Origin of the sequence: Bradyrhizobium sp. CCBAU 51765 (assembly GCF_015291725.1) — a bacterium.
GTDB lineage: Bacteria > Pseudomonadota > Alphaproteobacteria > Rhizobiales > Xanthobacteraceae > Bradyrhizobium > Bradyrhizobium liaoningense.
Window position 1 is genome coordinate 4605424 of the sequence record NZ_CP030038.1, and the last position, 16506, is coordinate 4621929.

Below are 16506 nucleotides of genomic sequence, written 5' to 3' on the forward strand. Positions count from 1 at the left end.
CAAACTAGCCGATTTCAGCCGTTCGGGTACTCCACAAAATAAGCATCCCGCAATGCATCTTCGAGCAGCCGGCCTTCGGAATAGCCATTCAGCGTCGCGGGCCGGCTCACACCGTCGAGCAGGCGCTGGCACGGCTCCGGAGCGCCGAGCACGGTGCGGACCGGAATGCGCTCCGCGTAGATCGGCAACGCATAGTCCTCGTCGTCGTCAGCGACACCCTTGGCCCGGATCTTAGCCGAGGCTTCCTCGATCTCCATCGCGATGAAGGAGGTTGCCTTGATCTCCTGCGCGGTGCTCTGCCGCAGGCCGGCGGTGCGATCCGGGAAGAAGCGGTCGACCATGGCGATCACCGCCCGCTCCTTCTCCTCGGGGTCGGTGACGAGATAGGCCGTGCCGAAGGCCATGACCGCGCGGTAATCGGCGGAATGGTTGAAGCCGCAGCGCGCCAGCACGAGGCTGTCGAGATGGGCGACCGTCAGGCAGACGCGCTCGCCCTTGCTCTGGTTGCGCAGCATGCGGCTGGCGCTCGAGCCGTGCCAGTAGAGCCTGGTGCCCTCGCGCCAGAAGAAAGTCGGCGTGCAATAGGGCTGGCCGTCGACCACATAGGAGACGTGGCACAGCATCGAGGCATCCAGGATGCGGTGGACCGTGGCGTGATCGTAGAAGCCTCGATCGTGCCGGCGCTTGACTTGGTTGCGCGCCGACGTCGGATAGGAATTTGAAGTCTCAGTCTGGCTCACGGCCGCTCCCGCTCGGATTGGAAGAATTCCAGCGCAGTTGTAGCGGGGCTTTTGGTCTGCGATAGTTCCAATTCCATGCGAAAAATTCCGACCAATTCCTCCGCGCCCGGCAAGACCGAGCTGCCCCTCGACCTCACGGGGCCGCACATCACGGCCGGCGCCTCCGCCGCGCACCGGCTCTATCAGGCGCTGTGCGAGACGATCGTCTCCGGCCTCATCAAGCCCGGCGAGCTGCTGCCGCCATCGCGGACGCTGGCCAGGCAGACCGGCTTCCGGCGCAACGCCGTCGTCACCGCGTATGAGCGTCTGATCGCCGACGGCTTTGCCGACGCAACCGTTGGCTCCGGAACGTTCGTCGCCGCACGAATCCCTGCGCGGATGGCCGAGCGGAACAAGCCGAAGGTGGTTGTCGAAACGCCCGGGCAAGGCGCGTTCGCGCTCGGCTGCACCCATATCGACGAGCGCGCGGTGCAGCGTTTTCGCGCCTTCGTCGGCCGCCGCATGCGTGCGTTCGGGGCCGAGCACCTGCATTATGGCGATCCCCGCGGCAGCCGCGAGCTCCGCGCGGCGATTGCCGATCATCTGCTGTCGGCGCGCGGCCTGCGCTGCGATCCCGATCAGATCATTCTGACGTCTGGCACGCTGCACGCGCTGCGCATCGTGCTGAGCGCGATCCTGAGGCCCAATGACCAGGTGTGGTGCGAGGACCCCGGCTATCCGGCCGCGCGAAAAACCATCGCGCATTGCGGCTATCGCGCGGTACCCGTCCCCGTCGACGAGCACGGCATGCGTGTCGCCAACGGCCGTATCGCGGCGCCTTCCGCGCGCGCAGCCTACGTCACACCGTCGCATCAATTTCCACTTGGCGTGCAGATGTCGATGCCGCGGCGGCTCGAGCTTCTGGATTGGGCAAGGCAGGCCGGCGCATTCGTGCTCGAGGACGATTACGACAGCGAGTTCCGCTATGACGGCGCACCGCTGATGTCGCTCGCCGGCATCGATCGGCTCCAGCGCGTGATCTACCTGGGCACGTTTGCCAAGACGCTGTTTCCGGGCCTGCGCATCGGCTATTGCGCCCTGCCCGAACGCCTGATCGCGGACGTGGCGGCAGCGCGCGCGGCACTCGACCGCTTTCCCGGCACGCTGATGGAAGGCGCTGTGGCCGACATGCTCAATTCGGGCGCCTTCGCCGCGAACCTGAAGCGCGTGCGAAAATTCTATCGCGAGGCGCGTGATGCGCTGGCCGAGACGCTGGAGGCGAGATCCGACGGCGTTCTATCCGTGCCGGTGCCATCCCACGGACTGCATCTTGTCGCCCGGTTCGATCCGTCGGTCGACCTGTCGGTGGCAGCGCAGGCCAAACGAGCGGCCTGCGTCGAGGGCTGGCTATTGGCCGACACCTATTCGCGCGCGCGTCCACTGCCCGGCTTCGTGCTGGGATTTTCGGGGCATGCAATTCCGCAACTCGTGGCCTCCGCCGACCGGCTCGCCCGGGAATCGCGCTCGGCCTTGCGCGCGAAAAGCAGATCGGGCCGGCGGGCGTAACCAGGCTTCACTATCAGAATCGCTGACCGGCCCCTACATTGCAGCCTCAATTCCGGGAGCTTCCGTCATGTCACTTCTTCGCACCGCCTGCTGTTCGCTCCTGATCGCCACCGCGCTTGCCTCGACGGCGCGTGCTGGCAGCGTCGGACGCGAGCAGGACATCGTCGATCTGAAGCTCGGGCAGCGTGTGCTGGTAGATGACGGAACCTGCCCCGCCGGTCAGGTCAAGGAGGTACGCGGCGCCAAAATGACGGACAAGGGTGTCTCGCGCACGAGCTCCTGCGTGCCGCGGCACGGGCCGAAATCGAAATGAACAGCTGAGAAGCTACTTCGCCGGATCGAACATGCACTGCAAGGTCGGCTTGGCGATCTTGGTGAAGGTCGGGCCGATCTCACCCTGCTTGGATACCGGCACCCAATCGGTCTCGATCGTCGGAACGCCGGTCTCGGTGATGCCGCGCAGCAGCGCCTCGCGCAGATCGCGGTCCTCGACGGCAGCGGCGGCATGGTCGTGGAGGCAGCTGCAAACCGCTTCCGGATGCTCCCAGCGCCCGAGCATGCGCGGCGCGCACTGGCGCACGAATTCGCTGCGTGGATCGGGCAGCCGGGAGGGTGTGCGAACCTGCGCCTGAACGGAACCGACCGTCAGAAGGGACATGAACGCCGCGGCGCAGAGACGAAGCAACATGATGGCCTTGCCGGCTGTTGTCTTGTGTGCGGTCAGAAGCGGGCGGCGACCACGATCGGCTGCGCCGGCGTGATGGTGACCGGCGAGCCGCTGTACTGGAAGGTGCCGACACCGGGGAGATTACCGTCAGGCGCCCCCGCGAACGAGGAGCCGGCGAGGACGAAACCGAAAGCAAGGATGAAGCTGAGGGCGCGCATGATCTTTTATCCCAATTCGGTGGCCGGCGGTGCGCCGTCGTCGTTGTGACGCTGATAACCATGGGCGGTTTCGCGCGTGATGCGCGAAAAGCTGAAAATGGTTTCGTCGCGGTGAGAATTGTTTCGTCCCGCCCGTGACGACGAAACAATTTTCGGAAAATGCCAGTCATTTCAGAGAGGTCAGGCTGCCGCTCAAAGTGGTCCGGCAAGTTCCGGCTCCAGCGCGGAAACGCACCCTGCACCGGCGCCGTCATGTTCCCGCCTCAAGCGCTTCATACGCATTTTACGTTTTTCTGCTGAACAGGGCAGCAATCGAGGGCAGGGTCGATCCTATTGAACCGGGCGCGGTTCGGCCGCGACCCAAGCCATCGAAACCGAGACGCCCGATGGATCGGGCGCGTTCACTGAGGAATGGCCACCATGATGGCGGGAAATCGCGCAACGCCGCGCGATGCGGATCCACCGAGGCATCGCGGAGATGAACCACCCGTTCGCGGCAGCGCCGGCGAAATGGCGCTGCAATCGAGCCGCGGCTTCGAGGCTGTACCGCAGAGTTTCGTGCGCCTGACCGGTTCGCATCTCGCGAAACCGGACGATCGTCTTTGAGCGAACGCAAGCGCGTCACCGAGTGAACGCTAGAGCGTTTCACATTTTGATTGAAGCATAACCGGCGCTTGCGAAGTAGTTGGCGCATTCGCGAGGCTGGATGTCCTGGACGAGGTGACCGATATGGCGCCAGGTATCCTCGATGGTGCGCTTCTGAGCTTGCCGCATCCAATGTTTGATCTTGGAGAAGGCCTGTTCGATCGGGTTGAGGTCGGGCGAGTATGGCGGCAGGTACCAGAGCCTGGCGCCGGCAGCCTTGATCATCTGCCTGATGGCTTTCGACTTGTGGCTTCCGAGATTGTCGAGAATGACGATGTCCCCCTCGCGCAGGGTTGGCAGGAGAAGGTGCTTCACATAAGCGCGGAAGCATTCGCCGTTGATGGGGCCGTCGAAGACGCAGGGTGCTGTGAGTTGGTCATGGCGGAGTGCGCCGAGGAATGTGAGGGTACGCCAATGCCCGTGCGGGGCGAAGCCACGCAGGCGTGCCCCTTTGGGGCCCCAGCCTCGCAAAGGGGCCATGTTGGTCTTGATCCAGGTCTCATCGATGAAGACGAGCCGACCCGGATCAAGTCCGGCCTGCCAGGATCGCCAACGCTGGCGCCTACGAGAGACGTCGGCGCGAGCCTGTTCGAGGGCGAACAATGTTTTTTTTGAACCGCAGCCCTTCCCGGCGTAGGAACAGCCAGACCGCGTTGTGTGAAACCTTGACCCCACGGGCTGCCAGTTCCGCCTTCAGGCCATGCAGCGTCAGATGCGGCGTCTGAGTGATCCGTTCGACGATGAAGGCGCGATGCGGATCAAGCACAGGCTTGCGGTGACCCCCCATCTTGCCAGGCGCTACCGAACCGGTCGCTCGATAACGCTGTGACCACTTCACAACTGACGAGACCGCAACGCCAAACCGTTCCGCCACAGATCGGCAGCTCTCACCTTTGGCAACAGCGGATACCGCGCGCTTGCGCAAATCGTTGGAAATTGGTCGCACCATCGGATGCTGGCCTCCAGCCCAGCCAGCATCTTGAATCATATTCGCCCCAGATCCGGAATCCCTTCCGATTCAATAAATTCGTGAACCGCTCTAGGGCGTCACTGAGTGAAGAACTCGCCACACTTCTGGACGTTTGTGTCCGCCGGTCCCCACGGCATGATCGGCACGGTCGAGGTCGAGTTCTTGGGCGACCCCTCGATCAGCCTGTCCGAATAGACCATGTAGACCAGCACGTTGCGCTTGGCGTCGCAACCGCGCACGATCTGCATCTTCTTGAAGAACAGCGAGCGCCGCTGGCGGAACATGTCGTCGCCCTGCTCCATCTTGTGCTTGAACCTGATCGGGGCGACCTGGCGGCAGGCGAGCGAGATGTCCGAGACCTCCTCGGCAAGGCCCAGCCACCCCTTGAAGCCCCCCTTCTCCGGCACCGTGAAATGACAGGCGACGCCCTCGACTTCCGGATCGTCGAGACCATAGGTCGCAAGCTTGTCGTTCGGGCTCATCCATTTGAACACGGTCGAGCGGCGGAAGATCAGATCGGGCTCGTCGGCGGCGGATGCCGACGCCATTGGTGCAGTCAGAGCCAGGAGGAATAAAGCGAGGCCTTTCAAGCGGATGCCTGAAAGACCGGGGAAACGAGATGACATGAAGCTCTCCGGTAACAAGTCCCCGCAATGTAGGAACGCGACAGCCCGACAGGAAGGCGACAGGCCGGCCGGCGCGGCCGCCGTTTACCGCTCCGTGAGGCTTTTCTGCTACGGCTTGGACAAAAGTAGCTGATCGCAGAACCACCCTGCTGGTGAACGCGTATCCCCTTTGCGAGACTAACGTCTGATTTGGATTGTGGATTCGAGGATGAACAGCGTGAGTGGGTCGGGTTCTTCCGCCAAGTCGGCGCGGCTTTGGCAGGTCGCCATTTTGACGGCGGCGGGTGCGATCGGCACGACCAGCCACGCGGACGCGGCGTTCTACTATTGGACGGATTATTCCGACGGCTCCTATTACGCCCGGCAGCGTCCCGAGCCACTGCGCCAGAAGCCGCAGAAGCGCCAAACAGTCGGCAAGAAAGAAATCGCCGAGAAGGAAGCCGGCACCAAGCCGCAGGGACCGCTCGTCATCGTCGTCTCGATCGACCGGCAGAAGGTGACGGTCTACGACAGCAAAGGCGCGTTCGCGGAATCCCCGGTCTCGACCGGCATGAAGGGCCATTCGACGCCGATGGGTGTGTTCAGCGTCATCCAGAAGCACAAATTCCATCGCTCCAACATCTATAGCGGCGCGCCGATGCCGTACATGCAGCGGATCACCTGGTCCGGCGTCGCCATGCATGCCGGCGTGTTGCCGGGTTACCCGGCCTCGCACGGCTGCATCCGCATGCCGACGTCGTTCGCGGTGAAGATGTGGAACTGGACCAGGATGGGCGCGCGCGTCATCGTCGCGCCCGGCGAGATGACGCCGCACAGCTTCTCGCATCCCCTGCTCGCGTCGGTGCGTGTGCCGCCGCAGCCCATGGCGAGCCTCGAGCCGCAGACTACCGTCGGCGAGAAGGGCGACAAGGGCGCCGCCGAAACCAAGCCCGCGGAGACGAAGACTGCAAGCGCCGACAGCGTGCTCGCGTTGCGTGCGTCCCTCGGCCATGCCGCGATGTCGGATGTGACCACGGGCAGCGCGCCCGCGCGCGAGGAAGCCGTCGCACCGGCCGATAAGGCAAGGACGGCCGAGGCATTCGGTACAATCAAGCCAGGTCACGACGACAAGCCCGCCAACAAGGTCGAGGCGGTCAAAGCCGAGCCGGTCAAGACGGAGGCGGTGGACTCTGCGAAGACGCCCAATGCGCCGGCCACGGCGCAAATGACTACTTCGCCTGACGCAAAGAAGGACGAGACCCGCGTTGCCGACCCGGCGCCAGCCGCAAAACCGGAAGCGCCCAAGCGGGCCGGCCAGATTGCCGTCTTCATCAGCCGCAAGGATTCCAAGCTCTATGTGCGGCAGAATTTTGCGCCGCTGTTCGAGGTGCCCGTCACGATCGCCGCGAGCGACCGGCCGCTCGGCACGCATGTCTTCACCGCCGAAGTTGACAAGGCCGACGCCAATTCGCTGCGCTGGTCGGTGGTGTCGCTGCCCGTCTCCGCCCGTTCCGCGGCACGCGTGGACGACAGCCGCCTCGCGCGCGGCCAGCGCGGCGCCGCCGTGATCCCCGTCGCCGTCAGGCCCGTGGTCACGCCGGACGGTCCGGCCGAGGCCCTCGACCGCATCTCGATCCCCGCGGAGACCATGGCGAGGATCAACGAGATGCTGACGTCCGGCGGCTCGATCATCGTCTCCGACCAGGGCATCAACCAGGGCGAGACCGGCGAAGGCACCGATTTCATCGTCCGCCTGTACTAGGCTTCGTCGCCCCGATAACGCGGTGTTGAGCAGTCCGGTCGTGCCGGCGGGGTAACATGCGGCCCGGATCATTTCGGGGGACGCCGTCATGATGAATCGCAGGACCATGCTCGTCGCAACGGTTGCAGGCGCGATCGCGCCGGCAGCACGCGCTTTCGCCGATGGCGGCATGAGCCGGATTTCGGCCTACGCCTTCTCCTTTCCCGCATTGTCAGGCGACGACATCCGCCTCGCCGCGTTCACCGGCAAACCGCTTCTGGTGGTGAACACTGCCTCGCTCTGTGGCTACACGCCGCAATATGCCGGCCTGCAAGAGCTATGGAACGAATTCCGCCCCCGCGGGCTCACCGTGATCGGCGTACCTTCCAACGACTTCGGGGCCCAGGAGCCCGGCGGCGCGAGCGAGATCACGGAGACCGCGCACCACCAATATGGTGTTACCTTCCCGGTTACGGCCAAGGCCGTGGTGCTCGGAGCGAAAGCGCATCCATTCTACAAATGGGCTGCCGAGGCGCGACCGAAGGAAGTTCCGAAGTGGAACTTCCACAAATACCTGATCGGCCGCGACGGCTATATCGCCGACGTCTTTGCGTCCGCGGTCGAACCGGCTGACACGCGGATCAAGACGGCCATTGCCAGGGCGCTGGCCGACAGTTGACGCAGGTGCGCCATCCGGCTGGGCACAAGTGTCGGGGTGGGTCAAACAGCCGTTGCAATGGCGATGCCGCACCATCTAGGCTAGGATCGTTTGGGGCGGGACGGTTTTGCCACAGGCGAAAAGCCGCGGCGGGACAACGGGGCCAATCTCGAGGACAACACCATGCGTGTGGCGGCAGGACTGATTCTGGCAGGCGCGATGTCGGTTGCGATGACCGGCGCAGCATGGTCGCAGACACCGGCCGCGAAGCCGGCAGCCGCGACGCAAGCCGCACCGGCGGCGACGCCGGTCGCGTCGGCGCCCGTGACGGCTCCGGCTGCCGCTCCCGCGACAGGCGCCGCGCCAGCAGGGTTCGTCAATCCGCCTCCGCCCAAGCAGCCGCCGCAGCCGGCGCGCGCGGCCTGCAACACGCCGGGCGCGCTCGGCGTCGCCCGCACCGTCGAGATCGATACCACGGGCGGTCCCGGCTTCGGCTTTGAGCATTTCAAGGAGCTCGACTTCCTGCGCGACAAGGAGGTGGTGCTGACCTTCGACGACGGCCCCTGGCCGCGCAACACGCCCGCAGTGCTGAAGGCGCTCGCCGACGAGTGCACCACCGGTATCTTCTTCTCCATCGGCAAGCACGCGACCTATGAGCCGGAAATCCTGAAGCAGGTCTACGCGGCCGGTCATACGGTCGGCGCCCACACCTGGTCGCACGCCAACCTCAACAACAAGAAGCTCACCGAAGCGCAGCGCAAGGACGAGATCGAGAAGGGCTTCAGCGCCGTGAGATGGGCGCTCGGTGGCATCTCGCCCTCGCCGTTCTTCCGTTTCCCGGCGCTCCAGCATCCGCCGGAGATGGTCACCTATCTCGGCAACCGCAATGTCGCGATCTTCTCCTGCGACATCGACTCGTTCGACTTCAAGGCCTCCAAGCCCGAGAAGGTGGTCGAGACCGTGATGAAGAAGCTCGATACCAAGGGCAAGGGCATCATCCTGATGCACGACTTCCAGAAGCACACTGCGGAGGCCCTGCCCGAGCTACTCAAGCGGCTGAAGGCCGGCGGCTACAAAGTGGTGGCGATGCGCGCCAAGTTCCCGGCATCGACACTGCCGGAATACGACCAGGAGCTGCTCAAGGACGCCAAGCTGCCGACGGTGAGCCAGCGCCCGGTCAATTCCGTGGTGACGACCGTTTCCGAATAGAAGGCCGTTGTCTTTCCGTATCGAAGGCTACGTCATCGTCTCGGCGGACGGCATGCTTGCCGACGCCGATCGCGTCATGCCCGACAGCCTGAAGTTCGAAGCCGACAAGCTGTTCTTCGAGCAGGCGCTCGATCGCGCCGCGCTGATCGTGCATGGCCGACACTCGCATGAGCAGCAGCCGAATTCGCCGAAGCGCAAGCGGCTGATCCTGACCCGCAAGATCAGGGACCTCACCGTCGACCCTGAGATGCCGAACGCGACGCTGTGGAATCCGCAGCACGCGAGCTTTGATGAGGCCTGCGCCTTCGCGGACGTCGCCTCCGGCATGATCGCCATCATCGGCGGTCCGCTCGTGTTCGACATGTTCATGGACCGCTACGACGCGTTCTGGCTGTCGGAAGCCCCGCATGTGTGGCTGCCCGGCGGCGAAGGCTGTTTCGGCGGCGTGCCGGCGCGGACGCCTCACGAGGTGCTGGCTTCGCACGGATTGAAGCCGGGCGCCCCGTACGTGCTCGACGCGGCACATGAGGTGACCGTGACGCCGTGGCGGCCAAAGTAGCCTCCCGGCATGGCCGGCCGGCTTTCGCTCACACCGGTAGGATGAGGCTCGGGCAAAAATTGAGGAACAACCCCATGCACAGTACCGGCATCACGATACCTTTTTGTATCTTACCGGTTCATCGAGCAAAATTGGCGCCGCCGCCGGCCAGCGCAAAGCCGGCTAGCATATTGGCCGAGGCCCGATAATCGGCCCCGACGGCGGTCATGGCGCTATAGCCAACGTCCGCGGCGCCGCGTCAATACGAGCTGACGATTGAGAAACACCGGATCAATAGACTGAGACAAAAACGCAAAACTGGACGGCCTGCATCGTGGCGGAAGACGCCGATTGGGTACTGCCTGCACCGAGACGTCCGCATTGGTACAGAAATGAGCCGCTTTCCCTCTGCGGGATAATCACCATATACGACGGGGCTCGGGTCTCTCCCGCCGAAGGCCTCCATGGCCCTCCGGAAATCCTTGCCATGATTGGCCCGGGCTGGCCGGTTCCGGCCTCAACGATGATCGAGACGCGACCACAGGCACCATGAACGACGACTGCACGACGACAGGTCCGACAGACGCCTCCGGGCTGACGGGCGATGCAGCCCCGATTTCGTCCCTGCTGCCGGCATTCGGCTTCACTGCCGATCGGATGGAGGCAGATGCGAACCTCGCCGCCTGGCGAGAATCGGTCGCCACGCTGTTCGACGTCGACGAACTCGCCGCCGACGAACCGGGCCCGTTTCGCGCCGACATCAGCTCCTACGCCATGGGCCCGCTGCTGATCGGGCTGAGCCGTGCCAGCGGCCAGCGTTTCCGCCGTACCCCCGAAACGATTGCGCGCAGCGGCGTCGACCACATCATTCTCCAGCTCTATCTCAAGGGTGGCTACGACGGCGTCGCCGGCACCCGGCCGATCCGTGTGCGCGCCGGCGACATCTGCCTGTTCGACCTCGCCCAGACGCTGGAGACCAAGGCGACGGCTTTCGAGAACATCACGCTGGTCGTGCCGCGCCCGATGTTCGGCACCCATCTCTTGCGGGTCGACGACCTGCACGGCCTGGTCCTGCCGGGCAGCAGCGTGATCGCAAGGCTGCTGGCCGGACATCTCACCGCTCTGGTCGAATTTGCGCCCCGCATGACGCTCGACGAATGCCAATCGGTGGTCGAGGGCACGGTTTCGCTGCTGGCCGCGTGCCTGCGCAACGAGCTCGAACGTGGCTACGCCGACCATACCGTCGCTGCGAGCCCGTCCTTGATGCGGATTCGGCAATATATCGAGGCTGGCCTTGCCAGCGAGGATCTGTCGGCCAATTCGATCGCGGCCCATTTCGGCCTGTCCCGGGCTTCACTGTACCGGTTGTTCGCGCCCGTCGGCGGCATCGCGGACTACATTCGCAGCCGTCGGCTGCACCGCGCGTTCTTCGATCTCGCCAATTCGGGCTCGCGTGGTCCGCGCATCAGCGAGGTCGCGCGGCGCTGGCAGCTCGGCACCGACGCGCATTTCACGCGCTCGTTCAAGGCAGCCTACGGCATTACGCCCCGCGCAGCGCGCGAGGCCGCATTGCTCGGCCTGCAGCACGGCACCGATGCAACGAGCAGCGCAACGATTTCCCGCTGGATGCGCGAGATCGCGCCCCCAAGGGCGCATTAATCGCTACACGTCGCCGTAGGCCGCCTCGGCCGGACGCGTGGCGCGGCCGTAGCCGATGATCATGCAGAGCGCGCCGATGATCGACAGGTTCTTGAGCGCGTCGACCAGCATCTTGGCGTTGTCCGGCGGGGTCTGGTTCCAGAAATCGTAGAACAGGACGGTCGCGACGGCGACGTAGATGATCAGCAGCATCGCAAAGAAGCGCGCGCCAAAATTCAGCGCGATCATCAGCCCTGCGATGACCTCGAGTCCGCCGACCGCGATCGCCAGCAGCTGCGGCGTCGTCATGGCCGTCGCCCCTTCGATCTGCGTGGCGTAAGGCGCGATGACATCGGGCACTACGAGCTTGGTGGCGATGAAATCCGCGGTCGCCTGGATGGCAAAGAGCTTGGTCGCGCCCGTGTAGATGAACAGAACGGCGAACAGGATTCGCCCGAAAGTCACGAACGCTGGCATGATCGGCCTCTTGGCAAAGCGCTACAGCACGGAACGCTTGCAGGGATTATGAAGAGTCGCGCGCCGGTTTACAAACGGGGAAATGGAGAAGTGCGAGGAATTCAAAAGGGAGCGGCGCTCCGTTCGGTTGGCGCTCCCTAGCGGAATCGAACCGAGAGCGGTGTGATCTGCCAAAACGCTCTCGACGTCATGGCCGGGCTTGTCCCGGCCATCCACGGCTTGCCTCGCGGGACGAAGAACGTGGATGCCCGGGACAAGCCCGGGCATGACGAGTTTGCGGAGCGAGCGCTTCCTAAAATATCTTGAGGGGTACGAAGCAACTACGTGAACAACGTCGGCTGCTGCCGGGCCGCGCGCTCCTGGGCTTCGACGACTGCAACAGCCGTCATGTTGAGGATGCCGCGCGCGGTCACCGACGGCGTCAGGATATGCGCGGGGTGCGCCGGGCCGACCAGGATCGGGCCGACGGGGAGCGCGTCCGCCAGCGACTTGATCATCTGGTAGGCGACGTTGGCGGTGTCGAGGGTCGGCATGATCAGGATGTTGGCCTCGCCCTCCAGCTTGGAGTGCGGCAACACCATCCTTCGCGCAGCGGCGGAGAGCGCGGTATCGCCCTGCATCTCGCCGTCGGCCTCGATCTCCGGATGCTTCTCCTTCAACAGCTGGGTCGCCCGCCGCATCTTGCGCGAGGATTCGGTGTCGTAGCTGCCGAAATCCGAGTGCGAGACGAAGGCGATCTTCGGCTTGATGTTGAAGCGCTGCACGTGGACCGCGGCGAGCGATGCGATCTCCGCGAGCTCTTCCGCGCTCGGGTTGGGCCGAACCTGCGTGTCGGCGATGAAGAAGGCGCCCTTGCTGGTGATCAGCAGCGCAAGCGCCGCGTAGTCGCTGATCCCCGGCGAGAAGCCGATGATCTCGCGGACATGGCGCAGATGGCTCATGTAGCGGCCCTCGACGCCGCAAAGCATGGCATCCGCCTCGCCACGCGTCACCGCGAGCGCGGCGATCACGGTGTTGTTGGTGCGCACAACCGTGCGGGCTGCATCCGGCGTGACGCCGCGGCGGCCAGCAACCTCGACATAGGACTGCACATAGGAGCGGTAGCGCGGATCGTCCTCGGGATTGACCAGGTCGAAGTCCTTGCCGGCGCGGATCGAGAGCCCGAAGCGCTTGATGCGCGCCTCCACCACCGAAGGACGGCCGACCAGGATCGGCCGGGCCAGGTTCTCCTCCAGCACGACTTGCGTCGCGCGGAGCACACGCTCGTCCTCGCCTTCGGCATAGATCACGCGCACCGGCTGGGTCTTGGCCTTGGCGAACATCGGCTTCATGACGAGGCCGGAGCGGAAGGCGAAGCGCTCCAGCAACGCGGTGTACTCGTCGAAATTGGTGATGGGGCGCGTTGCGACGCCCGACTCCATCGCCGCCTTGGCGACAGCCGGCGCGATGCGCAGAATCAGGCGCGGGTCGAACGGACTTGGGATCAGCGAGCCCGGGCCGAAGCCTTGGGTCTCGCCCGTGTCAAACCCCTGCGCGACGGCATCCGACGGCGCCTCGCGCGCGAGCTGCGCGATGGCTTCGACCGCGGCGTGCTTCATCTCCTCGTTGATGGCGGTGGCGCCGACGTCGAGCGCGCCGCGGAAGATGAAGGGAAAGCAGAGGACATTGTTGACCTGGTTCGGATAGTCCGAGCGGCCGGTGCAGATCATGGCGTCGGGGCGCGCCTTTCGCGCCTCTTCCGGCATGATCTCCGGCACGGGATTGGCAAGGGCCATGATCAAGGGCTTGTCGCCCATCGCCTTGGCCATCTCCGGCTTGAGCACGCCGGGTGCCGAGAGTCCGATGAAGATATCGGCGCCGCCGATGACGTCGGCGAGCGTGCGCTTGTCGGTCTTCTGCGCATAGACCGACTTCCAGCGGTCCATCGAGGTGTTGCGCCCCTCATGCACGAGACCGTCGATGTCGCAGACCCAGATGTTCTTCCGCTGCGCGCCCATCGAGACGAGCAAGTTCAGCGTGGCGAGCGCGGCCGCCCCTGCCCCCGAGGCCACGATCTTGACCTCCGACAGCTTCTTGCCGTTCAGCCTGAGGCCGTTGGTGATCGCCGCGGCGACGATGATGGCGGTGCCATGCTGGTCGTCATGGAAGACCGGGATCTTCATGCGCTCCTTCAAGCGCGTCTCGATCTCGAAGCATTCCGGTCCGCGGATGTCTTCCAGATTGATGCCGCCGAAGGTCGGCTCGAGCGCCGCCACCGTCTCGACCACACGGTCGATGGTGTCGGCGGCGATCTCGATGTCGAACACGTCGATGCCGGCGAATTTCTTGAACAGGACCGCCTTGCCTTCCATCACCGGCTTGGAGGCCAGCGGGCCGATATTGCCGAGGCCGAGCACCGCGGTGCCGTTGGAGACCACCGCGACCAGGTTGGCGCGGGTGGTGAGCGTGGCCGCCTCGGCCGGGTTCTTGGCGATCTCGGTGCAGGCGGCGGCAACGCCCGGAGAATAGGCCAGCGCGAGGTCGCGCTGGTTGGCAAGCGGCTTGCTTGCCTGGATCTCGAGCTTTCCGGGGCGCGGCAGACGATGATAGGCCAGCGCCGCCTGGTGGAGATCATCAGAATAGGACGACATGCGGAGTCTCGCCTCACGTTACCGGCATCAAAATGCATGATCCGGAGCTGCCGCCCAAGCGAAACGGTATTTCCGGGTCATGGAAACGGGATGAAGCACGCCGGGTGCCCCGGTGGCAACATCCGATTGCGCCCCCATCAACAGGGTGCGCAGTCAACTGTCTGAAAACCATAGCTTTCCCTGGACCGCGCGGCGTTTGCCGAATATGGCAGGTTGCGCGGTGCAGAGCGAGCAACTGGAGCTGGGAATGAAGCGAATCCTGATCGGCCTGAACGTGGCAGCCGTGCTCGGCGCCGGCGGATGGCTCGGCTTCAATCTCTACGTCCAGCACCGGGCCACCAGCGAGGTCGAGGCAGCCTTCGAGCAGATGCGCTCGGGCGGCGGCAAGGCCCGCCACGGCAAGATCACGTTCGAGCTCGCGACCCGGACGCTGACGATCGAGGACATCGCAGTCGATCCCGGCACCCCGTCGCAAGGGCACGTCAAGATCGGCGCCTTCAGGAGCACCGGCGTCCGCCAGACCGGCGAGACGCGCTTCGCTGCTGACGGCATCGACATCTCGGGCGTCGAGATTGGGTTGGACGAAGTCGGACCCGGCAAGCTGAAAGTGGCCTACAAGATCCCGCAGGTGACGCTGCGCGACTATGCGGGTCCCCTCCGCGTTCAAAGCGCGCCGGCATCGAGCTCCCTCAGCGACATGTACCGGTTCGTGCTCGACCAGTTCGCGAGCGTGACGGCCACGTCCGTGATGATGCCGTCCATCAACATCAGCTTCGACGCCGGCAGCAGCGTCGGCAGCGGTGAAGTGGTCTATTCCGGCCTCGCGCTGCAAAACCTCGGCCGCGGCAAGGTCGATGCAATGAAGACGGACCGCGCCACCTTCACGATCAACGTGACGCAGCCGGGCAAGGCGGACAAGCTGACTGGCGAGATCTCCAGCATCATCGTCAATGATTTCGACTCGACCCCGATCCTCGCCGCGCTCGATCCGCAGACGAGCGGTGACGACAGCTACCGCCGGGTCTACCGGCAAATCTCGAGCGGCCCTTATGTGCTCAGATCCGCGCTTGGCCTGCGTATGGATATCGACGGCTTCGCCATGGAAGACATCGACGTGCAGCCGTCGAAGCTCCATTTGTTCGAGATGTTTGCCATGCTGCCGCAGGACAAGTCGGCCCCGCCAACACAGGCGCAAACGCGCGAGCTGATGGAGAAGGTCGCCGGATTCTACGAGGGTATTCGCATCGGCAAGGCCGAGATCGGCAAGACCTCGATTGGCACACCGCAGGGAACAGGGAAGATCAACGCGATCCGCTACCGGCAGGACGAATTCGCGATCGAGGGCGTCGATGCACCCTCGCCGCAGGGGCAGTTCAAGATGGAGCGCTTCGCGCTCAAATCCTTCAGCATGCCGAACTTCATGCGCTGGGCCTCCGGTCTCAGCAATCCCGGGCAGCCGCCCTCGCCCGACCAGATGCTGGGCCTGTTCCGGGTGCTCGAAGGCGCCGAGGTCAAGGGCGTTGTCTCACCCTACAAGAACACGCGCCAATTCGTTACCATCGATACGATCAGCCTGAACTGGGGCCAGCTGGTCGGCTCGGTCCCCAGCAAGGCCAATCTGGTCGTGAAGATGGTCACGCCCACGGATACCGCCAATCCGGCGCTACGGCCGCTGATCATGGCGGGCGTCGACAAGCTCGCGATCGACCTTGATCTCGGTGCCGCCTGGACGGAATCGTCGGGCGCGTTCGCGCTCGCGCCGGCGAGCATCGAGCTCGGCGACCTTGCCAAGGCGCAAGCCCGCTTCGCGCTCGCCAATGTGCCGCGCGGCCTGTTCACCACGACCGACCCAGTGCACGCAATGAGTCAGGCGGCGCAGGTCGAGACCGGCGCGCTCGAATTCTCCTTGCGCGACGGCGGCGTCGTCGATCTCGTCGTGGCGCAGTTCTCGCGCATGCAGAATGTCAGCCGCGACGCCGCGCGCAACGCCATCGTCCAGACGATCCGGGCGCAGGGCGAGAGGATCGCGGCCTCCAATGCCGACGTGAGAATGGCGATCGATGCGCTGGCCGGCTTCGTGGAAACGTCGGGGCAGACACTGAGCATCAAGCTCACGCCCCGCGCCAAGGTCCCTCTGATGCAATTGATGCAGCTCTCGCAAGGCGACCCGGAGAGCGCGCTGGCGCAGTTCAGGATCGAGGCGTCGACGGGGCTGTAGGGAAGAG

16 protein-coding genes are annotated in these 16506 nt (G+C 64.7%); 9 read left to right on the forward strand and 7 right to left on the reverse strand.

The features are described 5' to 3' along the window. Positions 1 to 14 precede the first annotated feature (14 nt). On the reverse strand, positions 15 to 740 hold the full coding sequence (locus tag XH96_RS22125; protein WP_194387653.1) for a pyridoxamine 5'-phosphate oxidase family protein: 726 nt from the start codon (positions 738 to 740) through the stop codon (positions 15 to 17). A gap of 75 nt (positions 741 to 815) precedes the next feature. Here XH96_RS22125 and XH96_RS22130 point away from each other — a divergent pair, with 75 nt between their 5' ends. Together XH96_RS22130 and XH96_RS22135 are read left to right on the forward strand one after the other, a co-directional pair. Continuing rightward, the gene (locus XH96_RS22130; protein ID WP_194387654.1) at positions 816 to 2285 is read left to right on the forward strand and encodes a PLP-dependent aminotransferase family protein; all 1470 of its coding nucleotides are present in this window, start codon (positions 816 to 818) and stop codon (positions 2283 to 2285) included. Between the two features lie 67 nt (positions 2286 to 2352). Further along, positions 2353 to 2598 carry a DUF6719 family protein gene (locus XH96_RS22135; protein WP_194387655.1) on the forward strand — a complete coding sequence of 82 codons (246 nt, stop codon included), beginning with the start codon at positions 2353 to 2355 and terminating at the stop codon, positions 2596 to 2598. Positions 2599 to 2610: 12 nt separating this feature from the next. Here the strand turns inward: XH96_RS22135 and XH96_RS22140 are convergent, their stop codons facing one another. Together XH96_RS22140 and XH96_RS22145 are read right to left on the reverse strand one after the other, a co-directional pair. Continuing rightward, positions 2611 to 2973 carry a hypothetical protein gene (locus tag XH96_RS22140; protein ID WP_194387656.1) on the reverse strand — a complete coding sequence of 121 codons (363 nt, stop codon included), beginning with the start codon at positions 2971 to 2973 and terminating at the stop codon, positions 2611 to 2613. A gap of 32 nt (positions 2974 to 3005) precedes the next feature. After that, positions 3006 to 3170: a hypothetical protein gene (locus tag XH96_RS22145; RefSeq protein ID WP_165936172.1), complete on the reverse strand. Its 165-nt coding sequence runs from the start codon at positions 3168 to 3170 to the stop codon at positions 3006 to 3008. Positions 3171 to 3581: 411 nt separating this feature from the next. Between XH96_RS22145 and XH96_RS22150 the strand changes: the two genes are divergently transcribed. Continuing rightward, on the forward strand, positions 3582 to 3776 hold the full coding sequence (locus XH96_RS22150) for a hypothetical protein (RefSeq protein ID WP_246789706.1): 195 nt from the start codon (positions 3582 to 3584) through the stop codon (positions 3774 to 3776). Between the two features lie 39 nt (positions 3777 to 3815). Here the strand turns inward: XH96_RS22150 and XH96_RS22155 are convergent. Together XH96_RS22155 and XH96_RS22160 are read right to left on the reverse strand one after the other, a co-directional pair. Continuing rightward, a protein-coding gene (locus XH96_RS22155) for an IS630 family transposase (protein ID WP_194394098.1) occupies positions 3816 to 4764 on the reverse strand; the annotation gives its coding sequence in 2 pieces (ribosomal slippage) (positions 3816 to 4427 and positions 4429 to 4764; 948 coding nt in all). 98 nt (positions 4765 to 4862) lie between these two features. Further along, on the reverse strand, positions 4863 to 5411 hold the full coding sequence (locus tag XH96_RS22160) for a CreA family protein (RefSeq protein ID WP_028180735.1): 549 nt from the start codon (positions 5409 to 5411) through the stop codon (positions 4863 to 4865). 208 nt (positions 5412 to 5619) lie between these two features. Between XH96_RS22160 and XH96_RS22165 the strand changes: the two genes are divergently transcribed. The 5 genes from XH96_RS22165 to XH96_RS22185 all read left to right on the forward strand — a co-directional run bounded on the left by XH96_RS22165 (position 5620) and on the right by XH96_RS22185 (position 11195). After that, positions 5620 to 7152: a L,D-transpeptidase gene (locus tag XH96_RS22165; protein ID WP_194387657.1), complete on the forward strand. Its 1533-nt coding sequence runs from the start codon at positions 5620 to 5622 to the stop codon at positions 7150 to 7152. Positions 7153 to 7240: 88 nt separating this feature from the next. Further along, positions 7241 to 7810 carry a glutathione peroxidase gene (locus XH96_RS22170; RefSeq protein ID WP_194387658.1) on the forward strand — a complete coding sequence of 190 codons (570 nt, stop codon included), beginning with the start codon at positions 7241 to 7243 and terminating at the stop codon, positions 7808 to 7810. A gap of 162 nt (positions 7811 to 7972) precedes the next feature. Continuing rightward, complete coding sequence (locus XH96_RS22175) at positions 7973 to 8998, forward strand: polysaccharide deacetylase family protein (RefSeq protein WP_194387659.1); 1026 nt, start codon at positions 7973 to 7975, stop codon at positions 8996 to 8998. Between the two features lie 7 nt (positions 8999 to 9005). Further along, a complete protein-coding gene (locus tag XH96_RS22180; RefSeq protein ID WP_194387660.1) occupies positions 9006 to 9557 on the forward strand; it encodes a dihydrofolate reductase in 552 nt (183 codons plus the stop codon). A 528-nt stretch (positions 9558 to 10085) separates the two neighbouring features. Continuing rightward, a complete protein-coding gene (locus XH96_RS22185) occupies positions 10086 to 11195 on the forward strand; it encodes a helix-turn-helix domain-containing protein (RefSeq protein WP_194387661.1) in 1110 nt (369 codons plus the stop codon). A 3-nt stretch (positions 11196 to 11198) separates the two neighbouring features. Here the strand turns inward: XH96_RS22185 and XH96_RS22190 are convergent, their stop codons facing one another. Further along, entirely contained in the window at positions 11199 to 11651 is a 453-nt protein-coding gene (locus XH96_RS22190) for a DoxX family membrane protein (protein WP_194387662.1), read from the reverse strand. Between the two features lie 320 nt (positions 11652 to 11971). Continuing rightward, complete coding sequence (locus XH96_RS22195; RefSeq protein ID WP_194387663.1) at positions 11972 to 14281, reverse strand: NADP-dependent malic enzyme; 2310 nt, start codon at positions 14279 to 14281, stop codon at positions 11972 to 11974. Between the two features lie 247 nt (positions 14282 to 14528). Between XH96_RS22195 and XH96_RS22200 the strand changes: the two genes are divergently transcribed. Continuing rightward, positions 14529 to 16499 (forward strand): hypothetical protein, encoded by a 1971-nt coding sequence (locus XH96_RS22200; protein ID WP_194387664.1) that lies wholly within the window; start codon positions 14529 to 14531, stop codon positions 16497 to 16499. Positions 16500 to 16506 lie beyond the last annotated feature (7 nt).

Bases quoted from the DNA above. Each gene is read 5' to 3' on its own strand.
- XH96_RS22190 (WP_194387662.1), bottom strand. From the start codon at position 11,651: ATGCCAGCGTTCGTGACTTTCGGGCGAATCCTGTTCGCCGTTCTGTTC.
- XH96_RS22160 (WP_028180735.1), bottom strand. From the start codon at position 5,411: ATGTCATCTCGTTTCCCCGGTCTTTCAGGCATCCGCTTGAAAGGCCTC.
- XH96_RS22185 (WP_194387661.1), top strand. From the start codon at position 10,086: ATGAACGACGACTGCACGACGACAGGTCCGACAGACGCCTCCGGGCTG.
- XH96_RS22200 (WP_194387664.1), top strand. From the start codon at position 14,529: ATGAAGCGAATCCTGATCGGCCTGAACGTGGCAGCCGTGCTCGGCGCC.
- XH96_RS22140 (WP_194387656.1), bottom strand. From the start codon at position 2,973: ATGTTGCTTCGTCTCTGCGCCGCGGCGTTCATGTCCCTTCTGACGGTC.
- XH96_RS22145 (WP_165936172.1), bottom strand. From the start codon at position 3,170: ATGCGCGCCCTCAGCTTCATCCTTGCTTTCGGTTTCGTCCTCGCCGGC.
- XH96_RS22150 (WP_246789706.1), top strand. From the start codon at position 3,582: ATGGCCACCATGATGGCGGGAAATCGCGCAACGCCGCGCGATGCGGAT.
- XH96_RS22195 (WP_194387663.1), bottom strand. From the start codon at position 14,281: ATGTCGTCCTATTCTGATGATCTCCACCAGGCGGCGCTGGCCTATCAT.
- XH96_RS22130 (WP_194387654.1), top strand. From the start codon at position 816: ATGCGAAAAATTCCGACCAATTCCTCCGCGCCCGGCAAGACCGAGCTG.
- XH96_RS22165 (WP_194387657.1), top strand. From the start codon at position 5,620: ATGAACAGCGTGAGTGGGTCGGGTTCTTCCGCCAAGTCGGCGCGGCTT.
- XH96_RS22135 (WP_194387655.1), top strand. From the start codon at position 2,353: ATGTCACTTCTTCGCACCGCCTGCTGTTCGCTCCTGATCGCCACCGCG.
- XH96_RS22175 (WP_194387659.1), top strand. From the start codon at position 7,973: ATGCGTGTGGCGGCAGGACTGATTCTGGCAGGCGCGATGTCGGTTGCG.
- XH96_RS22170 (WP_194387658.1), top strand. From the start codon at position 7,241: ATGATGAATCGCAGGACCATGCTCGTCGCAACGGTTGCAGGCGCGATC.